Raw genomic sequence first — 26,000 nt, 5'->3', positions numbered from 1 at the left:
ATATCATCGTAAAAAACACCTTCCATTACCTTACTTACCTAGTCTTTAAATTCATATAGTTAACTGCTAATTCGGAACCATTCGTAAAAATTTCGATACGTTTAATGCGTTCGGCTTGTGTTTTGTAGCAAGGTACGATTAAGTCTGACTGGCAGCTATGAGCGAGGAGCGGACATTACCCTAGACGTCTGTTCCTCCAAATTTTGACAATTCATAGACAGAGTGCCTGGTTTTATTGGTTATTCTTGAGCCAATAACTGTAATACGTTATAAAGTAATACAAAATTCAAACTGTTCAGGAATACCATGCACTACTTCGCATACGGATCGAATATGTCAGCTTCTCGGCTACGGGAACGAGTCCCAAGTGCAGAGGCTCTGGGTTGTTTTGCGCTCAACGGACACGACTTAAGGTTCCACAAGTCTAGCAAAGATGGTTCTGGAAAATGTGACGCTTATTTGACCCAATATGCTGGCAACATCATATACGGCGTCTTGTACAAAATTGATCCAATGGAGAAATCGGCTTTAGATAAGGCAGAGGGGCTTGGGCATGGTTACGATCAAAAAGAAATAACAGTTACAACTTCTGATGGATCTTCAGTAGCCGCAATAACATACGTGGCTACGAATATAGATGGGAGCCTAAAACCGTATTCTTGGTATTTAAATCACGTATTAGTTGGTGCTAAGGAGGCGTCCCTTCCATCAGAGTACGTTGAGGAAAAAATAAAATCAATTGAGTCGGTCAAAGATAGCGACAAAGTAAGGGACGCGAAACAACGTGCCATACATAATTAACAAGACCTGTCACGGCGAAGGTTTTCCCTTTAGGCTTCGCGTTCACAGGTTATCCCTTAGTTGGGTATGATTAGACTTGGCTGTAATTAAAGAGCTAAGATCGTATTTTAATAAACGTCTTAACATAGTAGAAATTAAAAAAACTGATGGGAGGTTTGTTAAACTTTAGCCCCCCTAATATTATCCGCTAAATCTAATGCTAGTTGGACATAAGAACGAGCATCACTTTCACTAAGATTCAAATCCTTTGCATGCGCAACCTTGTTACGTAGATGCCGTAACTTATTGAAAATATCTAATTGCGCTCGATCAATGACTTTACATTGCAACAGATACTCACCAAGTTTTGGCGTATTCTTTAAGGCGTCATTTGCCGATTGCCCCCAAAATGAACTTGCTGTACTTACCGCGGCTGTAACGGTCTGTAACGGTCAACTAAAACCGGACACGGATTTAGGCACATTGCTGTAGTCGGCGTTCATATTCATCCGGCGATATATTTCCCAGCCGATAATGCCGCCTTTTCAGATTATAAAAACTGTCAATATAATCGATAACATCAGCGATACCCTGACTTCGGGTTTCATAACGACGATAGTTAACCCTCTCAGCTTTCAGGCTGCGGAAAAACCTTTCCGTAACAGCATTATCCAGGCAGTTACCTTTTCGGCTCATGCTACCTGTAACATCCAGCTCCTGCTGGCAGCATTGGAACTGCGCGCTGGTATATTGCGACCCTTGATCGCTATGGAACACCACAGACCCTGTGGGTCGTCGTTTATTGACCGCCAGCCTTAAGGCCCGGACAGTCAAGTCGCTGTCCGGTTTATCTGAGAAGGCCCAACTCACTATTTTTCTTGAACATAAGTCCATCACGATAGCCAGATATAACCAGCCCTGAGCGGTACGCAGATAGGTAATATCACCTGACCACCAGGTATTCAATGTCTCTGGATTAAACTGCCGGTTCAACAGATTAGCGGCCACGACAGCGGGTTTTCCACCGCGTGGATAGCGATGACGCCCGGGCCGTTTAGCTACCAGTAATAAGTTTTTCATTATCTGCCGAACGCGGTATCTGCCCACGTTAAAACCTTGTTCCCGTAACTCGATGCACATGCGCCGGCTGCCATATGTGGCATCCATTTCAGCGTGAACATGCTTAGCCGCCGCGTGCAACATCAGAACATCGGGCTTGATCATTAGCCGACGACTACGGGCATAAAATACGCTGCGCGTGAGCGATAAGCAGCGGCATACCTGTTGGATATTTGCACCGACCTTCTTCAGTTTCACCGCGACTTTTTGTCGTTGTTCATTTCCATGGCGAAGAAGGCCGAAGCCTTTTTTAACAGGTCATTGTCGCTCTGCAACTGCCGTACCTGCTTTTCAAGTTCTTGTATTCGCCGTTGTTCCGGTGTTATAGCACTGGCTATCGGTGTATTTCCGCGGATCTCTCCGCGATACTGCCTTAGCCAGCGTTGTAAGGTTGAAAGGCCAATATTCATTGTTTCAGCGGCCTGAGTCACCGGGTACTTATGTTGAAGAACCAGATTGATGCACTCTTGTTTAAACTCATGAGTAAATGATTTTTTTCGCATTCTCACCTCGTTAGTGTTGCTCATTATATCTCTAACAAAGTGTCCGGAATGATTAGACCACTACAAGCAGATCTATCCAACGCTTGAGATTCTCTTGAACCCAGTCGAGAGACTCTAGTGATATCTCTACACTTGGGCTTATTCTCCGAACTGCCGGCACGTCCTCAAGAAGTTGGACTTCACACGAGTTGGCTTGAAGAGCAGGGAATACATCCCAAGATGCGCTTGCTACTGCAGGAACAAGTATATCGGTGAGTGTGCGGCATCGGAGCGCGGATATGATCCACCATCCGATAGTCAGGTCTGATTGAGAAAATTTCGACTCGCTGCTTTGCAACGCAAGCTCATGCGTAACTGCGGGCATATGACGAGCAACAGCGCTGAGTAGCGACTTGTTCTTAAGCGCTTTGGCTAACTCTATCTCTCCTGGTGGATTAAGTACCTCCCTTAATTCACCTACATCTTGGAAAACATAAGGCCCGTTTCGAAACGTCAATCCTGACAAAGCGAAACAGATCTCATTCTGACTGGATAAACTAGATATTCGAGTTGCAGCGTATTTCTTGCGAGACTCGAAGTAGTTAAGTAAACCTGACAATTTCTCTTTGTTGATTTCCATATTCCCTAGCTTAGAATTTTCGCTATTGAGTACCGCATGTTACACAATAGCTTAGTTAGGGTGTAGGCGTCCGCTTTTGGCACAGATCCGACTGTCAGACCTAGCAAAGATGTCTGATTAAGTATGAGTCGCTACAGATGATTGGTCTCAATTTTAAGTCACCGGCCAAGAATGCAATGAATAGAGCGAGCGATTAAACTCAGAGCTTCTTGATAGCGCTTCGCTGCTGCAAGCTAGCTAGCTAGCTAGCTAGCTAGCTAGCTTAACTCTTTTCTTCCTCCTCACCGAAAAATTACATAACCATGACAGTCTATTGATCAATCGACACAACTGTTAGAATAGCGTCATTCAAACATGGATGTTTTTTGAAAAATTTAACAGCAGGCAGTCATCTTAATGTTAGCAACAACTCCAACGCAAAAAATAGCATCAAATAAATTTCGTAATGATATCAATGGACTTAGAGCATGGGCGGTCATTGCCGTTGTTCTGTACCATTTTGGTGTACCAGGGTTCTCGGGTGGGTTTGTCGGCGTTGATATCTTCTTTGTTATCTCCGGCTTTTTAATGACCCGGATCATCGTTTCTGGCATGGAGTCAGGCAATTTTTCATTCTTACAGTTTTATCTGGCCAGAGCGCGAAGAATTATTCCCATGCTTTTGGTGCTATGTTTTGCGCTATTAATTTTTGGTTGGTTCTGGCTGCCTGAACAGAATTATAAATTGCTAGCAACCCATGTGGTAAATACACTCTTTTTTATATCGAATATTAAATTTTGGCGTGAATCGGGTTATTTCGATGCGTCCTCACATGAAAAGTGGTTGTTACATACCTGGTCACTTTCTGTAGAGTGGCAGTTTTATATTATTCTGCCTATTATCATTTTTGTGCTGTGGAAGTTCATCAATTACAAGGCGGTTAAATTTGCCTTATTCGCACTAGGATTTCTATCACTGTGCCTTTCTATCTATGCTTCACAGCGCTGGCCGTCAGCGGCGTTTTACCTTCTGCCAACCAGAATGTGGGAAATGCTGGCTGGGGGGATGGCTTGGTGGGTAACACGTAGAAAGGCCATGCCGGAGACTCTGGCGCGATATACAGAAGTTATCGGTATAGTATTTATCTCTGCGTCAATTGTGCTATTTAACTCATCAATTGTTTGGCCCGGTTCAAATGCGCTATTACCGGTAGCCGGTGCAGTGTTGGTACTGATTTCTGAGCGGCAAAAATCAATTTTCACCGCTAATATTATCGCTCAAAAGTTGGGGGCCAGTTCCTATTCTATCTATTTATGGCATTGGCCTATTGTCGTCGCATTAACTTATTTAAGTTTACTCAGTAACTATAAATGGGTGCTGCTGGCTTTAGTTGCTACCGTGATATTAGGTGAATTATCTCTTAAGTTGGTGGAAAATCCATCACAGAAAGTTTTCGCCAAATTATCCACCACCTCTAACCTGGTCTATATATCACTGTGTACACTGGTCGTTGGTGTGCTGGCACTGACAGTTAGGCACAGTACGCTCGATCGCGGCATTATGGCAGATAAAGAAACCGTTGAACTTTATGCAAAAATACAATCATTTCATGTAATGCCAAACCGAGATAATGGTTATTGTTTTTATAATGTTGACGGTGAGTCCGACCCCATCATCTCAATGGAAAAATCAGTGTGCAAGCTGGGGATTAAGTCATTGAAGCCAAAAGGTCTGCTTTTTGGTGACTCTTTTGCCGGGCATTATGAACCCTTCGTCGATGAAGTCGCGAAGAAACTCGGTATATCAGTAGATTCCGTCACCACTAACTGGTGTTTCCCAAGTTTAACGGATTCCACCAATGGCACTAAAACACGAGTGGCCTATAAGCAGTGCCTGTTAAATAGAGAATATCTAAAAGATAATATTTCAAAATATGATTTCGTTATATTTTCTGGCATCTGGTTTGATTTATATCGCAAAGGTTATCAAAATGAAATTGTTGATGTGATTAAATATGCCAAATCTAAAGGGGTGAAAGTGTATGTAATGGCATCCCCAACACAATACGACATCAATGTTTTTGCTAATTTTATCGCTGCGGGAGTCAATGATTTACCGTTTAGATTAAAAGGTAATTCCAATAAAAAAGATGATGACACCCAAAAGATGGATATTATCTTCTCGCAATTAGAAAAAGATGGGTATATAAAATTCATCAAAAAAGATGACATATTTGATGAAAGTGACTCATACCATTACAACGGAATAGAGATCCCCTACTCTCTTGACGGTGCTCATATCTCAGTCGACAGTTCATTGATGGCTGCCAAACGATTTATTGAAACTGGTGCCTATAAAAAATACTTTTCAGATGTAAAGTAAATATACAATTAGCCGGGCGATAGCGCCCGGCATTGGTTACTCTGGTACCACCGGCCAGATAATATCAGGCGATTGCGCTATATCAATTCTCATTAAGAGAACCCGATATTTCTTCCATGCGGTAATCAATTCTTTTTCGCTATCCGTTGCTATTGCCAGATCAACTGCGTCCTGAAGCGGTGCAATAGCCTCTGCGGCTAACGTTAATAAATTGGCTTTCTTGTATTCATCTGCCTCTTGCTCCAGTTCTGCATGGGTTCTTGCCAGCACCCAGCCGGAGCAATCCCATTCATAATAATTGCCGTCATCGGGACAGACTGATACAACACCATAATCCCCGGCTAAAGCTCGCTGGTAGATCTCAACACAATACGCCATAGAATCTACTGGCGCGGCACTGAAATTAAAGGTTCCACCGGCGATATTGTCAGTGATCGTAACATCAATATAGTGCTCGATATTTCGTGAGCGGGGCGCGGTGGCAGTAATTTTATCTATATCATTAATCATGAGATACGCATCCATAATGTGTTTCGGGTAAGACCATCATTAACCGCCGCAAAACCTTGGCAACGCCATGTCCCGGTTAATAGTGTTTGTCCGTTATTGTAGTTTGCAACGTTATTCCACTTTAATTCACTGCCCGCTTTCACATCCCCCGGATTAACGGCATTTCCGACATTGGTAGAATTGATCGCGAAAGCATAGGAGCCAATACCGTAAGTGTCTGGAACTCTGGCTTGCGCTATTACATTGGCAATATAAGTGCTTAAATAGCCGCCCCATACCGTGCCATACACATTGCCGTCACCTGGCAACCATGCAGCACCGTTCCCAGCGGTCACATTACCCACCGCGTTAATTGCTGCCCCCTTTAGCGCGCCCGCTGTGGTCAGGCTGCCGGGTAAATTGATTGCTGTATTGGATGACTGAAGCGCATTAACAATACGTGAGTCATTGCCCGCAGCTACGGTGTTAGCGATAGTCCCTACATCCAGCACTGCCGCCCCTTTAAGCCCTAAATTAGTCCGTGCGACGGTTTTATCTGCTACATCGTTGAGGTTTTTGCTTTTCTGTAATGCATTGGTGGCAATGGCTGCGGTATCCGTTAAGCCAAGGTTATCAATGGCAGCAGCTATTGCTTCTGGCCCCGCCGCCGCGATTTCAGCGAGGTTATTAGCAGTCTGCAAATATGCACCTAGTTCCTCTTTACGCCACACACCAATATCTAATGTGCCAGTGGGTTCTACGCCGGTGTTTTCTGACAATGCAATATAGCTATTGCCGCCGTGACTCACTCTCGCCCCAGCCTGATAGGGGGCATCGGCAAACCAAATTAGCTGCCCAAGGTTTTGCAATTCCTGTAAGGCTAAATCGACCCGGTTATGCCACCAGTTTTCCCACTTGGCCTCGGGTGGTTCTTCTGATGCCCCCCCTGCCCAACCACGCGCAATCAGGCCGTCGCCGGGGCGTTCAAATTGTGCAGGCACACTGGCCCACGGCTGATTAAAGCTGTCATTTCTTGCCATATAGTGGCTCCAATTAGATATAAGCGCCCATGCCGTAAGGCTGAGCGTCGAATGTGCCTTTATAGGCAAAGGGATGATGGTTAACGCGGATCAGGCTGGCTTTGACGCCTTGCGGTCGGGGGATTAAATCAAATAGCTGAATGAGCACTAAGACATTAGCGGGGATCGGTTTATCGACCCAGATAGTTTTCATGGTCATATCCTGCCCATCGATGATGGCGGAATTAACATCCAGAATGTAATCAACGGCAGTTTTGATTTCATCCAACGTGGCGTTGGTGTTGTTTTTCTGGATCTTGGCTTTGATTAATATGCGATAGAGATAATCCGACACCGGAACTTTGCCGATTTGTTCATGCGGGGCTTTATACGGCGCGACATTATAGGGCTGTGCGCCGCCGGTACCGTTATAAGCAAATATCGATAAGTAATCGCTGCGGATGAGTGGCCGCTCAGTAAATCCGGCAATGCGACCACAGATATCCAGTTGATCGCCCTCGGCATTATCAATATCCAACAGGTTATTGATTTTAGTGATCTGCTCTTCCAGTGAAGATTGGTTGATGTCCGGTAAAATACTGATCCATTCAACTAATTTCGGCGCGTTTTTATATTGCAGGTAAATCCGTGACAGCGCTTTTTTACGGTGGTTATACATAGGCCACCTCGATATTCTCAGTACTGAACACCCCGAGCTGGTTAAAGGCTATTCTCACTGCACTCTCATTGGCCTGTTCGACAGCAGTACCAACGGTAATCGTATTCACAAAGCCATTACCGGCCACCAGATAATTGACTGGGGTAAATAAACGGCCCGCGCCAATACTTTCACCAATTTTAAAGCCCAACTTAGAAAAGCCATTGGTCTGATCAAAACCGGTAATGCTGTAATCGACAATCGCCTGTTTTATCTCTTCGTCGATAAATTCGCTATTACTGGCGATCTCTACCCGTACATAAACCGGTATCAATTGGGGGCGAAAAAAGGTTACGGTGATCGGGTTACCTTTTGGGGTAACAGTATCCAACGAAATTTTATTCGGGAAAGTGTTATAACGGTTTAACCCACAACCGGGGCTTTTATTAATGGCAATGCTGTTAATAACGTCCTCGATGCTGCCACCATCAACAAATATCGCCATTGAGTGACCGAGCACCCCATTCTCATCGGATTGATCCTCAAAATTTTCATAAATCCGCGCCCGTTTAACATCATCAATATTGACCAGCGCCGCATAAATATTATCAATCTGATTGGAGCCAGGTAGCGCCACTGATTCATTGCGCCGGATGCGAAATGCGTTATTAGTTTCTTTATCCAACCCCATTGACGCAGCAGTGTTATTTGTCACCGCCGTAATGCCGCCGATCGGTGTGGCAATAATGGTCAGATTATGACTATTGGCCTCCTGCGCACCTGCCAGCGTACAAGTGACATTCACCGTCGCATTCCCTACCGCGTCAGTTACAACATCACCATCGGTCGCCCATAAGGTATTAGTCGCCCTATTTCTGATTAATGTCCCGGCATTAATTGGAGTAAAAGCGATACCGTGAAAATTAACGGTGGCGGTTGAATAGGTCGCACTTTTGCGTTTGATTCCAGCGAACGCAGCAATGCGGTCTAATTGTTGGTCAATCGCTGAGTTGGGATCAGCGGCGTGATAAGCATTAATTACCGCTTCATCCAGATTGGCTAATGCCTCACACCAGACCGCTATTGCCAGACCATCTGGTGATTCAGGATTAATATTCCAGCCGTCATCAATAGCAAGATAGCGCTGGCGCATAGTATCCAGATATTCACTCAGCGTGGTGCCGCTGGCCCCGTCACGATTTATGGTTGCCATTAGATAAGATCCTCAGTGAACAGGAAATCAAATGCGTCGTTATTAATATCAATCACCGCGGCAAATATCGTTATTTTGCGATTTTTCATATCGAGATCCATTTCAAAGCGGTTAATAGTCAGCACGCCTTTGGCCGCCAATAAGCGCTGTTTAATATTGGCTTCGGCAATGTCGCGTGAAGTTTTGCCCAATATGCTTTGAAACCACGGCGTTCCCTCGGTGGCATCAAGAAAATACTCGCCAAGAAATAACCGCAGGCAGCAGATCATGGCTTGCCGGGTTTCTTCTTTGCCGCTAGCAAACTGGCTACCGTGGGTAACAATGTCACCATCTTGGAAATTGCGGATCACAGTACCTCCGGAAACAAAAAGCCCCGGCATAAGCCAGGGCGATAATAGGTAGGATTCAATCAGGGTAATGAGCTATTGCGGCCCATCAGTGCGATCATTGCCGTGTTGCACGCCGCCGTGGTCGTGGTCGCCAACTTCCAGTTCGCCAACCGCCAATCCACCTTGAGTGACCTCAGTACGACCATTAAGGGTGGTTTGCCCATTATTGGTAAATTCAGGGCCGCTATAACTCATGCCAGATTCGGTAAGCGCCAATGAGGTACCGCCAGCCATCAAAGTCATTCCACTGTCAGTGAGATGAATGCACACCCCGCCACTTTTGTTACTTAAACCAATACCCTCGGTCGGCAAGCCCGCAATCGCAGTTTGCTGTGATCGGTAACCGGGGGCAAAGAAAGCATCGGACGGATTAAACATCCGTGCATCCAGTGGTGCTACCGCCCCCCCCTGACTGAGCCAATTGTCGATAGAACGTTGGCTGAAATGAATATAGCCCTCGGTACCCGGCGGCAACTCATGAAAAAATATCCATTCGGCGCTGCCAGAAAATTGCACCGGTACATGTTCGATAACGGGTAGTGTCTTAAATTGACCGTCACCGATATGACGTTGAATGCCGCACTCCACCACTGCGCGTTGCAGATCTGCGTTATAACTAATGACTTTACCAGGCATGCCGACCATCAGGTCACGCACCATATCGCGCTTGAGCAGCATCATGGTGGTATACAGCGGGTTGCTCTCAATCATCATCACCTCAGGGCATACGCCATTGACTGATCAGCGTAGTTTTCCACGTATCACCCCATAAGGTGCCTTCGTGGTAGGTACGCAGCACATTAAACTGGCCGGTCTGCTGCTGAATATTCGCCAGATTATTGAGGTCGGTGTTATACATGCCGCTGAAATTGATCGTCCAAAAACTTGAAGTGACATTAATTACATCGGCCGGCTGAATTTGATGATTCATTTTGACGTCAATTTCCATGGTACTGAGATACCAACGTGGGACACTTTCCATACCATTTTTAGCAGTGATCTCATGGGTAGCCCATTTTCTGGCGGCCCCCTCTCTGGCTAATAGCACCCTTGATGGCGTGATCATCCAGTAATATTTCCAGTCATCTTTTACGCTATCGAGAATGTCGCGACACAAGCGGCCACCGGAATTATAGGAAGTGGCAAAACGCGGTAAGTCGGAAAAGTCACCAATCACTTCAACATCAAGCCCAAAAGCCGCTGCGACATCTTTGAGCATTTCAATGGCAGGCGTATTCGCGCCCCAGGTTTTAAATATCGTGGTATTCCATGCCAGCCCAATCGTGCGACAATATAACCGCAGGCAGGTATTTACCCCCTCTTTGACTACTTCGACATTGTGAATCCGTCCGCTGAATATCGTGCCGATGTTGTCGCCATAACCAGCTTTTAATACCAGGTTGCCATAACGTTTTTCTTTATCGTCATAGCGCTGGATCAAGGCGCGGGTGCGCGCTGAAATGCCGTATAGGGTGATTCTGGCAGTAGCATCGACATTCTGCGGGGTATTATCGACAGCAAAACGGATCTCTAATGGCGGCTGATAGGTAAGTTCATCACCACTCACCGGGGTAATGGTCAGTAAGTAATTGCGGCCAAAATAGCTACTCATTATCGGGATACCATGTCAGGCAATTATTAATACCAAGATTGGCGATAGTCGGGGTCTCCCCAGCTAATATCAACGGGCCAATATCGGTATTGAGTCCCGCCAATAAATTAACGCCAATATGCAAGGCTCGCCCCAAAGCTACCGGTTCGCCCTGCTCATAGATATCGACGCAGAAATAATTAAAACGGGTGAGCCAGTGCAAACGAAATACCAGATAGTGATTATTTAATTGCACTCGGAAACGCTGCACCGCGTAACCATTGTTTAATGGGATAATCTTCATTACGTGGCCTCAACAAAAACTTCACCAAATGAGTATTCACGTTGCCCCTGAGTGGCAGCACTATCGCCATAAGGTAAGTTGTCATTGGTTTCAGCAACGGTGTCGTAAATAATATTGAGCTGCAACAGTTCAACTACAATCTCCAACCCACCCTCATTCTCTTTTTTCAATTGGGTGCGGGTATTGGTGATCAGACAGTTTTTATAGGCGGCCCCACGGCTGGCCACTAATTCGAACGGCGTATGTGAACGCTGCAATTCACGCAATTGCTCGAGTAAATTTTGCGAACGGGTTGAGCGCGATTGTGATCCCAAGCTGCCGGAATACAGACTGGTGCCAACCGAAGCAGCCACTCCTGCCAGCGCCGCCGCCCGGCCAGAAAGCAAACTGGCCGCCATACCAGTAGTGATACTGGCTCCGGCCCCCAGTAGTCCGGCAATGCTGCTATCTTGCTGGGCCAGCAGTTCACGAAACCAGTTATCGGATACACCGATAATCATGGTTAGCGCCAGCGCGCGGGTAACCGCGTTATCGTGGGCAGTATTGGCATCTTCCAGCGGGAACTCACTGACATCAGTACGCAGCTCGCTCGACTCTTCCAGTAATGCATCAAAATAGAGATTGCCGATTTTCGGTCGGTTACGGGTAAATAGTCCGGTAATAGCCATCAGTAGTGCTCCGTATGCATCATGTCGCGCGCTTGCTGGGCCAGTTGAGTAGTGGCCTGTAGCACCCCATCACGGATGGATTCGCTATCACCGCCCACGGTACCCACATTAATAATATTGTGTTGCTCCAGCCTGACATCACCACGGGCCGCGGATGCGGCAACTGATTGCATGGGGGTGGTTTGGCGGTCGCTGTAGCCCTGAATCTCTTCCCATGAACGTTTTGGCTGAGCGTAATTTGATGATGGCAGTGAGGCCCACACACCGCCAAGTCCGTTGGTGGCATCGGCAAAATTCCCGTTCGTTACATTTTCTAACTGACCGGCACGTTGAATCAGAAACAGCGCGGCGAGATCCTGACTGCGTGGTGAAAAGTCGGTCAGATTAAGCGCTTTGGCGGCATCATCCCAAGAGCCGCTGGTGAACTGATAACGACCGGCAGCCGAGGTTTTATTTTTAGTGCCGTCTGTTTGCGTGAAATCTTTTAATTGCCGTGGGTGGTCACTGCTGTCATAGAATTGGTCGCCGCCAAACATCGTGTTATAGCCAGAATTGGCATAACTGGCGGTTCCCTCGGCTTTGGATAGCACATCCAGATACTGGCGAACGTTGGGATCATCAACCAGATTATTAAGGTCGCTGGTATCACTAGGGTAAGGCACGCTGGGGTTATTTTTAGCCCAGTTCTGGCGTTTAAGCGCTTCGGGATTACTCATGGCTTTGGCATCGTCGGCGCTGGTAAAAATATTGCCGGGCGTTAATGCCGCAGCCGCGCCGATGGTAACCGGATTGACCAGCAAGCGTGACAACCAGCCGCGCCCACCAGCAGCACCTGCGGGTGGCTTCCCGCCGCCGGGCAACATGCCGCCGACAAACTTTACTGCACCGGCAGTACCGGCCAGACCGGCAGCAGTCAAAATTGCTTTTGAAACTTCGGGGTTTTCTTTAATAAACTGATTAATACTTTCTAATAACGCATTGATGATTGGCAGTAAGTCGCCCCCCATCGAACGGGCCAGATTGTCAAAGTTAGTCGCCAAATCCGCCATCTCTTTATTAAACTCGTTGGCTGAATCAATAAGTTTGGGATCAAGCGGTTTATATAACTCTTCAAAATTTTTCAGTGAGGCATTAAGCCCCTTGCTGCCTCCCTCCAATAAACGGGTAAAAGGATCATTATCACCGCTGCCAATTCCGCTGCGCAGATTTAGCCGCTGGTCATTATCCATTTTGCCGTAAGCATCAATAAGATACTTGAGCGAGTCCATGCCGGTTTTATTGGCAAACTCTGTCGGGTTAAAGGCGCCATTCCAATAGGCCTTATCGCCTAATTCTCCTTGTCTGGCCCGTTGTTGCAGGTCAGGGATTTTTTGCACAATCTGATTAGCCGCATCCGGGCTGAGGCCAAGACTGCGCATAGCATAACGTAGGCCGTCAATCTGCTTGACGGTAAAGTTGGTAATCTTACTCAGCCTGTCCATTTCTAATACTGAGGCAGACAAATCCGCAGTCAGGGCTTTTAACCCAACACCGGTACCTGCTGCTGCGGCCAGTTGCAATATGCCGTCTTTAATCCCTTTGACGGCATCATTGGCTGTTTGAAAGCTCTTTGCATCTGTTTCCAGGCCAAGGGAAACCAATAGAGAATCAATTGTCTCTGACATGGAAACCTCATATTTTAGGTATAAAAAAACCCGCGCGATGGCGGGTTTGATATGGCTCAAAGGTAACTATTAGTTATATTTTATCATTTTACTTATTGGGTTATTGCCCCTATAAAATCACATTAGATCATCTCAGGAAATTCTTCTTCGACTCTAGACGTAACAGTCTCTGATTTTATCTTTTCGTTAGCTCTAGCCGCAATAATAGCTTGAGATTCCCTGTACTCTGGAGCCCTAGCAAACTCATCAAATGATGCATCATAACCGAGTTCGCGAACTTTACTTTCAATATCAGATAACGGAACGCGGAAGAACTCTTTTCGATTATTAACCAAGTTAATACGCCGTTTCGAAAACTGTTGGTGAAGACTGGTCTCGAGAGAAGGGGCATCAACAGAGTAAATTAGTGCGTGTATGTCATATTTAAATGGAACAGAAGCCGAACCAAGTTCATTTACACGATCTTCTGGTTCTAATCTGCGAGTTAAGCCGATTTTATAAATATCCTCCCCAAAAGCTCCAATATTTGAAATTACATATACGTGCCCACTTCTAGTTAATTGTGCCTGTGATTTAGCTCGTTCAGACAAAGCACGAGCCTCTTCGAGTTGAGACTCTAGTTCAGAAATTCTAGCTTCAATCTGTTCTTTCTGCTCTTGGTTGGCTTTATCTAACTCTTTACGCGCCCGTTCCATTGCTTTTTCGAAGTCCCGTTCGGCTTTCAATTCTTCTTTTATCGCTTTGTCATATTCACGCTGGGCCTTTTCTTCCTCTCGTTGAAGCTCTCGATCCTCCCTCAAAATCTCCCTTTCTTTTTGTAGCTTAAGCTCTTTCTCATGACATAGAGTAAGCTCTTCCAGTCGAAGATTAAGATAGTTGCGAGTTATACTGATATTCATAGAATGACCGAACTTATTCAACGCATCGAAAGCAGTTTCAATTCTCTTATGTAACTGAGCAATATTTCCAGATTTTACCTTAGCTATAGCTGCATCACATTCGCTGTTAAACGCTCTTGTCAGCAATTTGACATAGCGTTTAATCATTTTTCCGCCTTCAGCCTTACTTCCATTCACCGTCCAATTAGTATCAGAGTCACAAGCTGCATCTTGACGTATAAGTGCCTTTTGGCGCTCTTTATTGCGTGTTATTGCTTCTTGGAAGGCTACCGAGTCATGGTAATCGAAACGAGGTTTATAAATGCCAAACTCAACCATATCAGCATCATCACTAACCTGAGAAAGTTTTTCTGTTAACTCTAAAAGCCGTGCTCTTTTTTCTCTATACTCTTCTTTTAACAAAATAAGTTCGCGCCGTTGTTCAGAAAGCTGCCGCTCTGATTCGTTTTCCTTTCTTTCGATTTCATTTAGTTTTTCTTTTACTTCATTATCGATAGATTCTTTCGCGGTTTTTTCTTCTAGCTCTAGAGTTTTTCTGCGTTCTTTTTCTTCACTATCAAGTTCTTTTCGCAATCTCTCAGCCTCTTTTTCTATATCAACTATTTTGCTATATCTTTCGATATTTGCTCCATATTGCTTTTTTTCCTTATTTCTAACGTATAAAAGTATCAATACAACAATGGATAAAACGGCACAGACAGCAACCAATCCCCAAATCATCGGGTCCATTCCATCAAATAAAAAGATACAAGAATTGTATCAAAATATATCTAATAGTTCATCGGTTACTATTAAGCTAAACCCTCATAGCGTTGATTGTTTATGCTTTTCCCCTTTCCACCACCGCCGCAATCTCATCCAGCACATCATGCATCAGTTGCACATCATCAATGGTGTAAGTGCCATCCAACATATCAGACCACCTTGCCAGTGGCGGGCAGTGTTGCCCGGCACCGGCGCAAGGTCGCCATAAAAACCAGTCTACGCGGGAGGGTGCTGCGGATTGTTTTCCGCGCTTTTTCCCTCGCCGCTGAGTTGCCAAAAAGGGCCGATATTTTCCCTCAGTACCTGTCCCAGCAATACCAGGTAATTATGGGCCTCATCTTGGAACAGGTTTTCGCCCACCGGGATGTTATCGGATTGGCGAACGATGCTACCGCTGTTAAAACACAGCTCTTTCAAGCGGTTTAAGCTCATCATATCGACAGAAGCCAAACTGGCGGCCATCCCCATTGCCGTAACATTGGGATTGATCGCTGGTAACAAACCAGACTTAGCGGCAATTTGCAGCATTTCCACCTGATCTCTGGCCGGTGATGTTGCCCCGCGAAAAAGGGTGTCACCGATCACAACTTCAATTTGACGCCCCATAATTAGGTTTCCTCTGAGTCAGCAAATTCAAAAATAAATTGTTCATCAGACACGCCGCTTTTTCCGGCTCGAGTAGCTGAGCCACGGTTAGTCATGATGCCGTCGAACCCGGCAAAGCGTTCATCGGTGCCGGTCTGTGAAAAGGTAAAGGTGGCATCAATACCGGATTTTTCCAGCGCCAATAACTGGCGCGCCTGCACCGAGCCAGGGATCAGGTTGATGGTCAACCGTTTGGCGCGGGTTTTATTGTCCAGCCGTACTGACGTGCCGCCGATACCGCGTTTTAGCGCGGCGCGGGGTTCTAAATCTTCAATGGTGATCGGTGGGTCGGTATCACCAAAATCATCAATCGGGATACCAAAGACGGTGAGATTAGAGCCATCAGCGCCGTATCTGTGCATGGTCATAAGGGATTACTCCACGGTGGCATTGATTTCAGCGATATGACCGGCACGGCCTAAAATCACTAACAGGGTGGTTAACGGGTAAACGCGCTTTTTGCGTTGGTCTGAGGTCAGCGCAAGGACATCCTCAGGACGCGAACGAATGACAAAACCAAAATCAGCCACTTTCGTGACGCCATCGTCAGGATCAACATAAGAGCCGGTACCGAGCACCCCGTTATTGAAAAAGCGTTTGCAGGTAGTGGCAACCGTAGACAGTAACCCGTCATAGTCGCGTGGTGTCAGTGCGCGCTTGGTGCCGACATTGGCAATGTAGTTGTAGCCATCCACCTGAATATGGTTTTTCAACACATCCAGATTGACCACATCATCGATAAACTCGCCATAAGACGACATTGATTTACTGTTGATCACCCGGCTGTTATCAATTTGCCCGGCTAGTTCAATTTTGGTAAAAAACACCGCGTTTTTGGCTTTTAAGGCATTGTAAGCACTGGTAGCCATATCATCGCCCATCACACCCGGTAACACCTGATACTCGCCGGTAATGGCGGTATTTAGCCCTGTTGGCCTGAACTTATGGAACGCCGCCGCCAGTTGCACCATGGCATAGGCTTGGGTCGGGTCAGTAGTGACGGATTCAGCGGTTTTATAGCCTGCAAATACATGGCGGTTACCTTTACTTTTCAGCAGTGACACCACATCCTCCATCTTGTTCTGGTCAGCAATGTCGTTAGCGCTAAATGTCCACCAGACCGGATGGCTATTAGCATCAGACCAATCGGCCAGCTGGAGAATAATGTCATTGCTGGTTAAATCGCTGGCTTTAAAGAAGTAGTGATAACGCCAAATACGATCAGTGGCGCTATTCACAATTTCCAACAGTGAATTTTCTTCGTTTTTCATCCAGACGGTAATTTGTGGCGGCTTGGGAATTTGCGCAAAGTAGCGGGTGGCAATGTAATAAATCGAACTGTCAGTTTGGAAATCAGCGCCAAGTTCTGGCAATGATGCATAGTCACGGAATGAATCTGCAGCAAACTCGCCCCCATCAACTAAATCTGACGGATCAGCAAAAGTGAGTGCACTGGAAAAATCACCGTAGCCCAACCCTGCCGCCGTCAGAATAAGATTGACGGGGATAATATTATCAACCGGATAAGCCATAAGAGCAGTCTCTTTCTCTAATTTGAATGTCAAACCCTGCGGCACGTAATAGCGCGTAGGATGCGGTTTTTTCGATGAATAGATGGATGTCAGCCTGATAGCGCGGCTGTAGTCCGGCTTGTAACAATCCGGTAAGATTTCGGAAATTGCTGGAGAAACGCCAGGCGATTTTATGGCGGAACAGATAGTCACTGACTGGCGTCACGAAATTGGCGTTAGCTAAATGCATAGCGGCGGTTGCCGCCCCGCTATTGAGCAAATTCACCGACAGCAAAAACTCCATTGATGTACAGGCTGTTTCTTGCAAGTCTTGCCACTCCTCCCCTAGCGCCGGATCAGTTTCAGCAATGGCCGGGATAAATTCGCGCTTGCGCCGCGTTTGCCCATAGGCCCGAATCGGCACCGGGTTATAAGTGGCATATAAGCTATTACCGATTGGTGGGTTACGGCCTTGATCGGCTAATACAACACGTTCGAGGGGGACTGCAGCGGCGAGTGAAATGAGTTGCTGAAATACCGGATACATCTCTTCAATGGTTTCCATCAGCCCGCACCTCGATAACGTTCAACCAATGCACGGCAAAAGCTACGCCAAGGCCGGTTATCGCAAGCCACCACCCGCCATTGTCGCATTGCCAGCCCGTCGCTGAATTCCAGTAAATCGCTAAATTTCCCCTCATCATCGGGCCAAAGATAATGCACACCATCGTTGATGTGTACCACTCGCAGATCCTGCGGGTTAGCCGTGCCGCCCATGCCGATCAGCATTTGAATATCTTTCCATTTTGCTGACTGCACATTCACCTTCTGCAATTCGGTAACCTGCGGTTCTCCTTGCTGCCAAATACCACCGCGGCCGCTATAGTCACCGGCAGTCGGTCGAATCAACCGAATACCGCCTTCAATAGGCGAATTAAAGGTGGTATCAATATGCCCATGCATATCCAGACCATTACCGAACATGATTAATCCTCCACGACGTGAGTGATTGCGCCTTTTAGCGTACCGTGGTTAACCAGCGGGGTTGCGGAACCTTTAGCGGCAATTGTGGCATCCGCATTACCTGGTTGAATACCGGCTTCTATCGCCTCCTGGCAATAACCCACCGCACGCAGACCAATCTGATCCAGCATTTGAAATGCCGTGATTTCGCCGCGGGTGACCTGTGCCGTCAGCACACGAAAGGCTTTTTTGATGTTGTCCTGATTTTGTCGCAACGGAACGCGCAGAAATGAGCGCTCAGGAATACGCCCATCCGCAGAGCCAAATTCCTGTACTGCCCCAATTACCACGATAGGTGCACCATCTTCATACACCCCAGCCCCCTCGGGCAGCCCCACCAGCACCCGACGTTTGGCAGTTACCCGTTGATGGATCTGGCGCAATTTCTGCGCCAGTTTTGTCCCGCCCCGTACTTCGACCCGAAGTTTCATACCATCATGGCCCCGGTACCGGCTCGGCGGCGCAAGCGCAGGAACTCCACCCCGTAGGTGGTCAGTGGTAAATCACCATTGATATTGAGATCGTCAGCAGTCACCGCCGGAACCGCAAAAGAGGTGGATTCATCACCGACCGATTTTGATGAGATGGCATAAGCCGCCCCAACATCACCACTGATAGCCCTTTTACGCATCACCAACCGGTGGGCAGCAAAGGCAAACAGGCCACGTTTTTTGATTGATGCCGGGCGGGCATGATATTTCAGCCAACGTTGGCCGGTTTCCGAGTCGCCCTCCTCCAATGCCTGAATCACTTCGCGCTCAGCCCATAAGGTGGTATCGCTGAACTCCGAGTAATACTCGCGAAAGTCAGCCACAATTTGCGCAGTAATATCCACATTGCCCCCTAAAGCAAAAACCCGTCACGCGGACGGGTTATCAATGTTATCGGTATCATCCGCTGGGGTTTCCGGCTCGGTGGTATCGCTCTGCCCCAACTCGGCTTTTTTGCTATCAATCGCCTTTTGCAAGGTTGGCGCTTTAGCTGCCGAGGGGGCTTTTTTACCAAACAAGGCTTCATATTCATCACGCACCGCGGTGATATCCAGCCCATTATCATCACCATGCTCATTAAGTGGCTCATCGAATTGTTCGGCGCGCATCATGCCTGCCTGAGTAAATAAGTGACGGGTAAAATCGCCATTCACCACCGCAGAATGGCCGACAGCAATCGTGATGCGTTGGTCGGTTTTATCATCAGTGACCGTCAGCGGTGAAGTATGCAAGTTAGTTAATTCAAACATGATTAAACCCCATCTACATAGTGAGCCGCTTTAGGAATACGCCATTCCGTACCGCCAGTGCGTAAAATGGCTGGTACTTTGAAATTAACGTTGTCTGGTGTGGCTGGTGCGAGGAAGCGCAATGGCATCACATCGTGGCCTTTCACCACTCGCATATCTTTTTTGTACACCATCAGGCGATCTTTCTTCGCTGCACCGGCTCCAGCCAGCAAGACATCATCATCAAAATCCATATCTTTGAAGTTGGTCCGCAGGAATTCCAGCAAGGTGACATTTGAAGCGTTATGGGTGGAGAGCAAGGTGCGCATCAATAATTGATGTTGTTCCGATGGCAGAACAAAACCATTAGGGCGGTGAACCGTGACGGTATTCTTCAGGTACACCTGGTTATAAGCAGCACCAAAGAAATCAATGATCGGTTGGGTACCCTTGGTAGGGATAGCAGCCACCAACTCGGCTAAGGTCGCCGGAGCCGCCTCAACACCCACATTGGAACTGGTATATAGCCCCTCGCCAATATCACTGTGACCGAGCAAGTAAATCTTATTCAGACCTTGTTCAACCACATCTCGCACCGCCTGACCGCGCTCCGCATCCAAATTGACGTTATTGAGCATGGCAAAACCGATTTCCTCAATGGAATAGGTGTAACCCAGTGCGGCGGTTTTGATCTCATGGAAGCCCTGATTCATGGCGATATCCACCGTCGGCACGTCAGTCGAGTTCGGGCCAAATATCTGTAACTCACCACGGGCATCAATCGAGCGGAACGCCACCACTTTTACCCAGTCTGGCGCACTGTTATCCAGTGGTAGCAATGTGCTGTACTTAAACTGCGGATATTCCAGTCGGTAAATTTCCGATTCAATATGCGCAGCTTGTTGCACCAGAAAAGAGAGCGCCGATACTGGGCTGACGTCAAATACACTTCGTTTCATGAATATGTTCCTTTAATTTTACTCGCCGCCAGCAGCTGCAGGTGTAGATGCCAGAATGCCATCAACGCGAATTTCACCCACTTCACCGGCCACTACATCATCAACCCAGCGGACAAAATCTAATTCAACTCCGGTACCGCCTGCGGTTAACCGGCCCTGATTCACCCCTACGGCTGTAATGACTGTTACGGTTTCGCCTGCGCTGGCACCATCGACACACAAGGCAAACATCGGCCCACGACGCAGTAACGACGCCACATGATCGACCTCATAACCCACTTCATAATCTGGGGGATTAGTGGGCACGCTATTGCTGAATACCGCCATCGAACGCACGGTAAAACCGATAATCTGTGCGGCGGTAGTGGTCTGCGTGACAGGTGCACAAGAACGCGCGCCCACCCCACGGATCACTGCCCGACCAAAGGACACCATTTTGGTTTCCACTCGACGTGAGACCACTTCACAGACATCCGTGGTTGAAATTTGGCCCTCGTAGGCTTTACCGCGCCATTTGGTGAATTCACTCTGAGCAATCGCCATTATTTATTCTCCGTTTGTTTGCCATAACGTTTGTCCAGCCAGCTTTGGCGCACGCTATCACGGGTAGTCTGTGCATCGCCGGTTTTGACTTTCTTCATATCGCGGCCCAAATTGATGATGGAGTCATTAACCTCGTTTTTATCATCAGGGTCATCGTCATCCTCGTTTTCTCGGCGCTCTTCTTCTGCGTCGAAATAAGCGGATACATAAGCATCTGGCGCTTTATCCCAAGAGGGGTATTTGCGGCATTTGATTCCGGCACTGTCCAGCGCAGCACGTTTGATTTTTAGCGGGTCTACCGCGTCACAGCTAAATTCTGCACCGGCAATTTTGATAGCAGAGTCACGCGCTGCCACCACATCAGCTAGCCGCTTCGAAATCGCATCCTCAGACGATTTTTCTTTTAATGCCTCGATTTCTTCATCTTTGGCATCGGCTTTGGCTTCGGCCTCCTCTTTTTTCTGTTCAGCTTCATCCTTAGCGGCTTCGGCTTTTTCCTGCCCTTCCTCTGCGTCGCTGACACGTTTTTTTAGCGCATCCATCGATGATTGGATCAGCTGCTGGGTCGCTTCGTCAGCCACCTCTACGCGCGCGCCGGAATCCAGCACAACTTTATACATGGGGGTTACTCCCTTGGGGTTACGGTCAAATAACCGCGCCAGGTGTCCGGCTCTGGCCTGATCACACAGCGCGATATGGTTGATGGTGATGGTGCATTGAATAAATTCGTAGGCAGTACCACAGGGCGCGATACCGGGGGCATAACGGTATTCAGAGGTGTAACCGGCTGACAATTCCTCTTTATTTTGGTTGATGGCATCAATGGCGTACTGATCTTTAATCAGCAGATCGACCACCACATAATCAGGGTCATCAACATCTTGTCGCCCCGGCGAAATGGCATGCCCTGCGGTAACCTGCTTAAAAGTTTGGGCATTCACCAAATCATCAGGGTGATCAATGGTGACGTCTTTATTGTCATAACTGGCCAGACTGACTGGATCAAACACCTCAGTCGGTGGCCGGTACACATTGACGATTTGACCGGGTGACCTGTCTTTTAATCCCAGTTCAGAGGCGAGATATTGCTGCACACCGACGCGAGCAACCCGCCCGGGGACTTTTAAATAGCCCTCAGGGGTAATTTCTCGTTGGGAATTAATGGGAAAGGACACGCGGTCACGAACGGTGATCCGCATAATATATCCTGTTAGTAATCAAGCCCCTTGATTTGGGGAATGGCATGGCAGCGGCAACCAATATGGGCTCTGCCGGGGAATAGTCCGCTTTCACCGTTATAAGTCGCCCCCCGCGACCAAAGATAAATCCCCGCGCCATAACCCACATCGCTACGGGAAATTTCAAAGCATTTGATTTTGGCTCGAGGGTACTTACCGGCGGGATTACCGGAGACACGTACATCTTGCGAGGTAGACCAACGAAAACGGTTAATTCCCGCGCCTACCTGCCGAGTGTGAGTAATATCACTGCGGATTTTGGCGGTTTGGTCGCGGGAAATAAGATGCGCACGCTGATAGCTGGCTCCGGTCACTTGCTGGATATTTCTGACCATCGTCGTGAGTGAGTCACCTCGCATGATGCTGTCCATCACTTCCCGCTGAATATCATCGAAATAATCTGAGGACAGTGATTTTATCAATGCGACATTACTTTCGACCGAGGCATCGAAATAATCCACTAATGACTCATTGACCATAAGTGAGGTCATATCGATACCGATAGCGCGATTAATTTGTTCAACGAATGCCGCAGAACTTTCAGATTCTGCGCGACTCACCACTCGCTGGGCTAATCGGTCTGCCTGACCTCCCATCACAGTGCGATTAAACTTGTCGGCGGCCTGTCTGATTGACTCTTTGATGATATCGACCAGATAACTGTCGGCGGTGTAATTACGGCGTAGAACCGGTGTTAATACTTCATCTATCGACTGCGCCATCAACCGAACCATTTCACGTAACTGAGCACGATAATAACGTTCGGTTTCATCTGTCTGTTTAACTGGCCTGAGTTGTGCCCTCCGGCGCGTCGGCTGGTTTTTTATCATCGCCTGGAGTGTTGCCAAGCCGGAATTGATAATCACCTTGCCGTTCGGCTGATTCGTCATCTTCAAGTCGGGTGATGTCATCTTCTTGAATACCATAAACCCCTTGCTCCATCAGCTTACGGGCCACCTGCGACGGCAATACTACTTTTTGCTGAAGGCGAATATCATCGGCCTGTGCATCTGCCAGTCGTTGGGCAGAAATCTCGCTATCGGTCGGTTGCGACAGTGGCGCAAAGGTAAAATCCAACCCATCGGGCATGGTACCCAGCGTCGAACGCACCAGCACCTCATCCAGCTTTTTCAAAAATGGGCGGTATTTCGCTTCCTGATCCCCCTTGATGGTGCTGAAATAATTGTTCTGGTCGCCTTGCCCGGAATCCCCTAATCCTTTGGCCTGCACGCCGAATATGCGTGTCATCGGAATACCGGATGCGCCCGCCGTCCACTCCATTAGTACCGCCAACACTTCTCCCAAGCCGCCGAATGAGATTTGCTTGCGATCAAAGCTCTCTTTGGAATCCAGCAGCGCCAGCCGAAATAGCGATTTCATCATGCCAAAAGTGTTGTAGCGTTTGGCTATGGCTTCATCCATATCGCCAGATGCTAAGTCAGTGGCTAAATTTTCTTTGCTGATGATGTCGATATTGGCTTCCAGAATTAGCGAAGAAATCCCCCCTTTGGCGGCGACGGCATCTTTCACATCCTCAAGACAGCGCCTCAAACGGCTATCATCCCAACCACCGTTAATCATGCGTAACCGCATCGGCAAGGCAGCTCCGGGCGCACGAACAAAATGGCTGAAATGGATTTTCTGCTGACCGCCGTTTACCAGGTAGTAATCCGGCTGCATAAAGTTCTCAGCCAGTGGGTTAGAAACGTTGTATTGCTGCCCATTGATCAGCATGCGGTCCAGTACCAGCAAGCGCTTAAGTGAGCCTTTTTTAATATTCTTTAATTCCAATTCATGAGACAGGTCTTGGTCGGTCAGCATCAATACCCCCGCCCCGCCATACAATCCGGCCCATTTAAAGGACTCTTGGGTGACCCCTTGAATATTGAACTGGTTTTCAGCATTGCGTAGTGCGGTAGCATCATCTGACGGAAATGAGCGCCATTCGCGAGTGGCATCATCAACCGGAATATCAATAATCGAACGGGCAATCCAGTTTTCGGTATAAGCTGCCTCCAACTCGGCAAAATCTTGCATCGCGCCATACACAAAGCGGCTATACATACGCCGGTCACGGTCGGTACCCATGCCCGTCATTACATTCGACAAACCATCAGCAGTCAGGCGAATGCGGGGTTTACCGCCAAAATCCAGTGTTTCACTCATCGTTAAACCCACTTGTCATAACTGATGCTGCCACCAGCAATTAATTCGATCTCTATCGAATCCATGATTGTATCGAGGATGTCGTCGTTTTTATGGCTGTCATCCGCTGAGAAATCAGCGCATTCCGTCAGTGCAGGTATCACCCAATCAGTCGATGCAGCCACCGCGCCATCCCAGTAATAAACCTGCGGAATTTTTTGACCGTCGTCAGTCATCAGTGCAGGAAGATAGACACAGCCGGTTTTCATTTGCGGAATGGTATTCAGGCAGCGGATCAGCTTGTTTTGGCCCGAACCGCGGGGAATAGTTAAAATGGGAATACTTTTACGTTTGACTAGTGTGGTAATCAGACCTTGCCCAGCTTGCTTATCCTCAATCCCCATATGGCGTAATGGCCCGGGGCGTTTCGGGTTATAAGGCCGCCATTTCTCCCATAAGTCTTGGGCGGTGGTCAGTAAGTCCTCCGGGTCCCAGCGGCCACGCACACTGTCAATAATGTAGAGATTGCCATCAACCCCCATCCCCACCAGGGTAAAGACGGTGTAATCGTTATAATCTTCAATTTTGCCGGAGTTGGTATCAACATAAACGGCGCGGTGAGTCAGCGGGGGTAAATGGGTGTAGCGTTTAAACCAATCAGTATCGATTAACCCACCGGTCAGTGCGCGTGGGCGCTGCATATATTGCGACATGAAAGTGTATTCGTCGCTTTCCCACAGACGCAACAAATCACCGACATACTCGTTTACCGGCCAGTAAGACCAATAACGAACACCGCCGACCACCACACTTTCGCTATTTTTAACCGAGAACCAGCATTGTGAGCGCCACGGCTCAGGCAATGCATCGATGTATTCTTCACTGACCAACGCCGGAATGGTGATGTGATGAAAATCCACCCCCATCTTACCGGACAACATAAATCCGGTGGCGTCGTCGGTATGAAGTCGCTGCTGGATAGAAACAAACGGGGTTGGATGCTCTTTGCTCTTATCACCGCGCCGTGAGCGGATGGTGTTCACTAAGATACGGTTCGCACTGGCCCGTTTGGTGGCCGAAAACATATCTTCGGGTTTGTTGTAATCATCCAACCCAACAAAACCGGAAAAATCAGGGCCGGGGAAACCCGCACGACCACCGGTTAATTGCCCACCGCTGGAGCGTGAAACCGTCTGCCCCACCATCCGGCCCCGACTATTAACGATTTCCCACTCTTCCGCCTGATTAATACCAAAGCGACAAGGCCACAGTGATTGATACTCAGGACTGGCAATAATATCGCGGGTGCGGCGGCTATTGCGTTTTACCAATGTGTCAGCAAACGACACATTGAGATTACGAAAGCGCCTTAACTGCCCTGTCTGCACCAACATATTTATATAGGCTGGCAGATGTACCGAAATAAACTCAGTTTTAGTCCCGCCTGGCGGCACGTTCACAATCAGGTTGCGCGGTTGCAGCCGGTTATTGACCAAATCATCCAGCTTGGAAGCCATCATTTTATGATGCCAGTTCACCAGTAATCGATCGCTCTGCAGCAGCTCAAACCAAATGCGAGTGAAATTAAGAAATGATTTTTCCGATCTGGATTTCAGGGCGACACGCGACGGGAAATCCAGATTTTCCCATTCGAGAATATCGCTCATGTGGTGATC

General features: G+C 47.7%; 30 protein-coding genes. 2 read left to right on the top strand and 28 right to left on the bottom strand.

Going from position 1 to position 26,000, the window contains the following annotated elements:
* Positions 1–306: 306 nt before the first annotated feature.
* A complete protein-coding gene (locus tag V1955_RS09630) occupies positions 307–801 on the top strand; it encodes a gamma-glutamylcyclotransferase family protein (RefSeq protein ID WP_442820835.1) in 495 nt (164 codons plus the stop codon).
* A gap of 453 nt (positions 802–1,254) precedes the next feature.
* Here the strand turns inward: V1955_RS09630 and V1955_RS09625 are convergent, their stop codons facing one another.
* Genes V1955_RS09625 through V1955_RS09615 form a run of 3 tightly spaced genes read right to left on the bottom strand, consistent with a single transcriptional unit; the run spans position 1,255 to position 3,021 of the window.
* The gene (locus tag V1955_RS09625) at positions 1,255–2,097 is read right to left on the bottom strand and encodes an IS3 family transposase (RefSeq protein ID WP_342222724.1); all 843 of its coding nucleotides are present in this window, start codon (positions 2,095–2,097) and stop codon (positions 1,255–1,257) included.
* A complete protein-coding gene (locus V1955_RS09620) occupies positions 2,094–2,402 on the bottom strand; it encodes a transposase (protein WP_050136220.1) in 309 nt (102 codons plus the stop codon). The genes V1955_RS09625 and V1955_RS09620 overlap by 4 nt, the downstream gene beginning before the upstream one ends.
* 52 nt (positions 2,403–2,454) lie before the next feature.
* Positions 2,455–3,021, bottom strand: coding sequence for a hypothetical protein (locus V1955_RS09615; RefSeq protein WP_442820834.1), 567 nt, complete (start codon positions 3,019–3,021; stop codon positions 2,455–2,457).
* Positions 3,022–3,417: 396 nt separating this feature from the next.
* On the opposite strand from V1955_RS09615, the gene V1955_RS09610 reads away from it, so the two are divergent.
* Positions 3,418–5,382: an acyltransferase family protein gene (locus V1955_RS09610; RefSeq protein WP_442820833.1), complete on the top strand. Its 1,965-nt coding sequence runs from the start codon at positions 3,418–3,420 to the stop codon at positions 5,380–5,382.
* A gap of 36 nt (positions 5,383–5,418) precedes the next feature.
* Here the strand turns inward: V1955_RS09610 and V1955_RS09605 are convergent, their stop codons facing one another.
* The 25 genes from V1955_RS09605 to terL form a co-directional block, all read right to left on the bottom strand.
* Positions 5,419–5,892, bottom strand: coding sequence for a tail fiber assembly protein (locus tag V1955_RS09605; RefSeq protein WP_442820832.1), 474 nt, complete (start codon positions 5,890–5,892; stop codon positions 5,419–5,421).
* Complete coding sequence (locus V1955_RS09600; protein WP_442820831.1) at positions 5,889–6,911, bottom strand: hypothetical protein; 1,023 nt, start codon at positions 6,909–6,911, stop codon at positions 5,889–5,891. Before V1955_RS09600 ends, V1955_RS09605 begins: the two co-directional genes overlap by 4 nt.
* Positions 6,912–6,924: 13 nt before the next feature.
* Positions 6,925–7,569 (bottom strand): DUF2612 domain-containing protein, encoded by a 645-nt coding sequence (locus V1955_RS09595; protein WP_145554101.1) that lies wholly within the window; start codon positions 7,567–7,569, stop codon positions 6,925–6,927.
* Positions 7,562–8,761, bottom strand: a complete 1,200-nt coding sequence (locus V1955_RS09590) for a baseplate J/gp47 family protein (protein ID WP_145554103.1) — start codon at positions 8,759–8,761, stop codon at positions 7,562–7,564. The genes V1955_RS09595 and V1955_RS09590 overlap by 8 nt, the downstream gene beginning before the upstream one ends.
* On the bottom strand, positions 8,761–9,111 hold the full coding sequence (locus V1955_RS09585; protein WP_050535633.1) for a hypothetical protein: 351 nt from the start codon (positions 9,109–9,111) through the stop codon (positions 8,761–8,763). The genes V1955_RS09590 and V1955_RS09585 overlap by 1 nt, the downstream gene beginning before the upstream one ends.
* Positions 9,112–9,183: 72 nt before the next feature.
* The gene (locus V1955_RS09580; protein WP_259275263.1) at positions 9,184–9,864 is read right to left on the bottom strand and encodes a Gp138 family membrane-puncturing spike protein; all 681 of its coding nucleotides are present in this window, start codon (positions 9,862–9,864) and stop codon (positions 9,184–9,186) included.
* A gap of 4 nt (positions 9,865–9,868) precedes the next feature.
* Positions 9,869–10,762: a baseplate hub protein gene (locus tag V1955_RS09575; protein ID WP_050535631.1), complete on the bottom strand. Its 894-nt coding sequence runs from the start codon at positions 10,760–10,762 to the stop codon at positions 9,869–9,871.
* Positions 10,755–11,045 (bottom strand): phage baseplate plug family protein, encoded by a 291-nt coding sequence (locus V1955_RS09570; protein WP_442820830.1) that lies wholly within the window; start codon positions 11,043–11,045, stop codon positions 10,755–10,757. The genes V1955_RS09575 and V1955_RS09570 overlap by 8 nt, the downstream gene beginning before the upstream one ends.
* Entirely contained in the window at positions 11,045–11,713 is a 669-nt protein-coding gene (locus V1955_RS09565) for a phage baseplate protein (RefSeq protein WP_019079697.1), read from the bottom strand. Before V1955_RS09565 ends, V1955_RS09570 begins: the two co-directional genes overlap by 1 nt.
* Positions 11,713–13,377 (bottom strand): lysozyme, encoded by a 1,665-nt coding sequence (locus tag V1955_RS09560; RefSeq protein ID WP_442820829.1) that lies wholly within the window; start codon positions 13,375–13,377, stop codon positions 11,713–11,715. The genes V1955_RS09565 and V1955_RS09560 overlap by 1 nt, the downstream gene beginning before the upstream one ends.
* 122 nt (positions 13,378–13,499) lie before the next feature.
* Positions 13,500–14,996, bottom strand: coding sequence for a DUF4041 domain-containing protein (locus tag V1955_RS09555; protein ID WP_050135352.1), 1,497 nt, complete (start codon positions 14,994–14,996; stop codon positions 13,500–13,502).
* Between the two features lie 261 nt (positions 14,997–15,257).
* Positions 15,258–15,647, bottom strand: coding sequence for a hypothetical protein (locus tag V1955_RS09550; RefSeq protein ID WP_050291215.1), 390 nt, complete (start codon positions 15,645–15,647; stop codon positions 15,258–15,260).
* A gap of 2 nt (positions 15,648–15,649) precedes the next feature.
* The gene (locus V1955_RS09545) at positions 15,650–16,054 is read right to left on the bottom strand and encodes a hypothetical protein (protein ID WP_050321619.1); all 405 of its coding nucleotides are present in this window, start codon (positions 16,052–16,054) and stop codon (positions 15,650–15,652) included.
* Positions 16,055–16,060: 6 nt separating this feature from the next.
* Positions 16,061–17,218 (bottom strand): DUF3383 family protein, encoded by a 1,158-nt coding sequence (locus tag V1955_RS09540; RefSeq protein ID WP_442820828.1) that lies wholly within the window; start codon positions 17,216–17,218, stop codon positions 16,061–16,063.
* A complete protein-coding gene (locus V1955_RS09535) occupies positions 17,202–17,762 on the bottom strand; it encodes a phage neck terminator protein (protein WP_025378481.1) in 561 nt (186 codons plus the stop codon). The genes V1955_RS09540 and V1955_RS09535 overlap by 17 nt, the downstream gene beginning before the upstream one ends.
* The gene (locus tag V1955_RS09530) at positions 17,762–18,181 is read right to left on the bottom strand and encodes a hypothetical protein (RefSeq protein WP_025378482.1); all 420 of its coding nucleotides are present in this window, start codon (positions 18,179–18,181) and stop codon (positions 17,762–17,764) included. Before V1955_RS09530 ends, V1955_RS09535 begins: the two co-directional genes overlap by 1 nt.
* 2 nt (positions 18,182–18,183) lie before the next feature.
* The gene (locus V1955_RS09525; RefSeq protein ID WP_442820827.1) at positions 18,184–18,651 is read right to left on the bottom strand and encodes a hypothetical protein; all 468 of its coding nucleotides are present in this window, start codon (positions 18,649–18,651) and stop codon (positions 18,184–18,186) included.
* Complete coding sequence (locus V1955_RS09520; protein WP_408567864.1) at positions 18,648–19,055, bottom strand: DUF4054 domain-containing protein; 408 nt, start codon at positions 19,053–19,055, stop codon at positions 18,648–18,650. The genes V1955_RS09525 and V1955_RS09520 overlap by 4 nt, the downstream gene beginning before the upstream one ends.
* Positions 19,056–19,079: 24 nt before the next feature.
* The gene (locus V1955_RS09515; RefSeq protein WP_442820826.1) at positions 19,080–19,460 is read right to left on the bottom strand and encodes a hypothetical protein; all 381 of its coding nucleotides are present in this window, start codon (positions 19,458–19,460) and stop codon (positions 19,080–19,082) included.
* Between the two features lie 2 nt (positions 19,461–19,462).
* Entirely contained in the window at positions 19,463–20,398 is a 936-nt protein-coding gene (locus V1955_RS09510; protein ID WP_050094899.1) for a DUF2184 domain-containing protein, read from the bottom strand.
* Between the two features lie 18 nt (positions 20,399–20,416).
* Positions 20,417–20,941: a structural cement protein Gp24 gene (locus V1955_RS09505; RefSeq protein ID WP_025378623.1), complete on the bottom strand. Its 525-nt coding sequence runs from the start codon at positions 20,939–20,941 to the stop codon at positions 20,417–20,419.
* Positions 20,941–22,140, bottom strand: coding sequence for a DUF2213 domain-containing protein (locus V1955_RS09500; protein WP_050883102.1), 1,200 nt, complete (start codon positions 22,138–22,140; stop codon positions 20,941–20,943). Before V1955_RS09500 ends, V1955_RS09505 begins: the two co-directional genes overlap by 1 nt.
* An 11-nt stretch (positions 22,141–22,151) precedes the next feature.
* On the bottom strand, positions 22,152–22,901 hold the full coding sequence (locus tag V1955_RS09495; protein ID WP_050883109.1) for a phage minor head protein: 750 nt from the start codon (positions 22,899–22,901) through the stop codon (positions 22,152–22,154).
* 58 nt (positions 22,902–22,959) lie between these two features.
* Positions 22,960–24,345, bottom strand: a complete 1,386-nt coding sequence (locus V1955_RS09490; RefSeq protein ID WP_050127484.1) for a DUF1073 domain-containing protein — start codon at positions 24,343–24,345, stop codon at positions 22,960–22,962.
* A gap of 2 nt (positions 24,346–24,347) precedes the next feature.
* The gene (gene terL, locus V1955_RS09485; protein ID WP_442820825.1) at positions 24,348–25,991 is read right to left on the bottom strand and encodes a phage terminase large subunit; all 1,644 of its coding nucleotides are present in this window, start codon (positions 25,989–25,991) and stop codon (positions 24,348–24,350) included.
* Positions 25,992–26,000 lie beyond the last annotated feature (9 nt).

The organism is Yersinia sp. 2545 StPb PI (assembly GCF_052217125.1).
Lineage (GTDB): Bacteria > Pseudomonadota > Gammaproteobacteria > Enterobacterales > Enterobacteriaceae > Yersinia > Yersinia enterocolitica_E.
The sequence above is the reverse complement of the archived record's forward strand: the minus strand, read 5'-3'. Positions and strand labels throughout refer to the sequence as shown.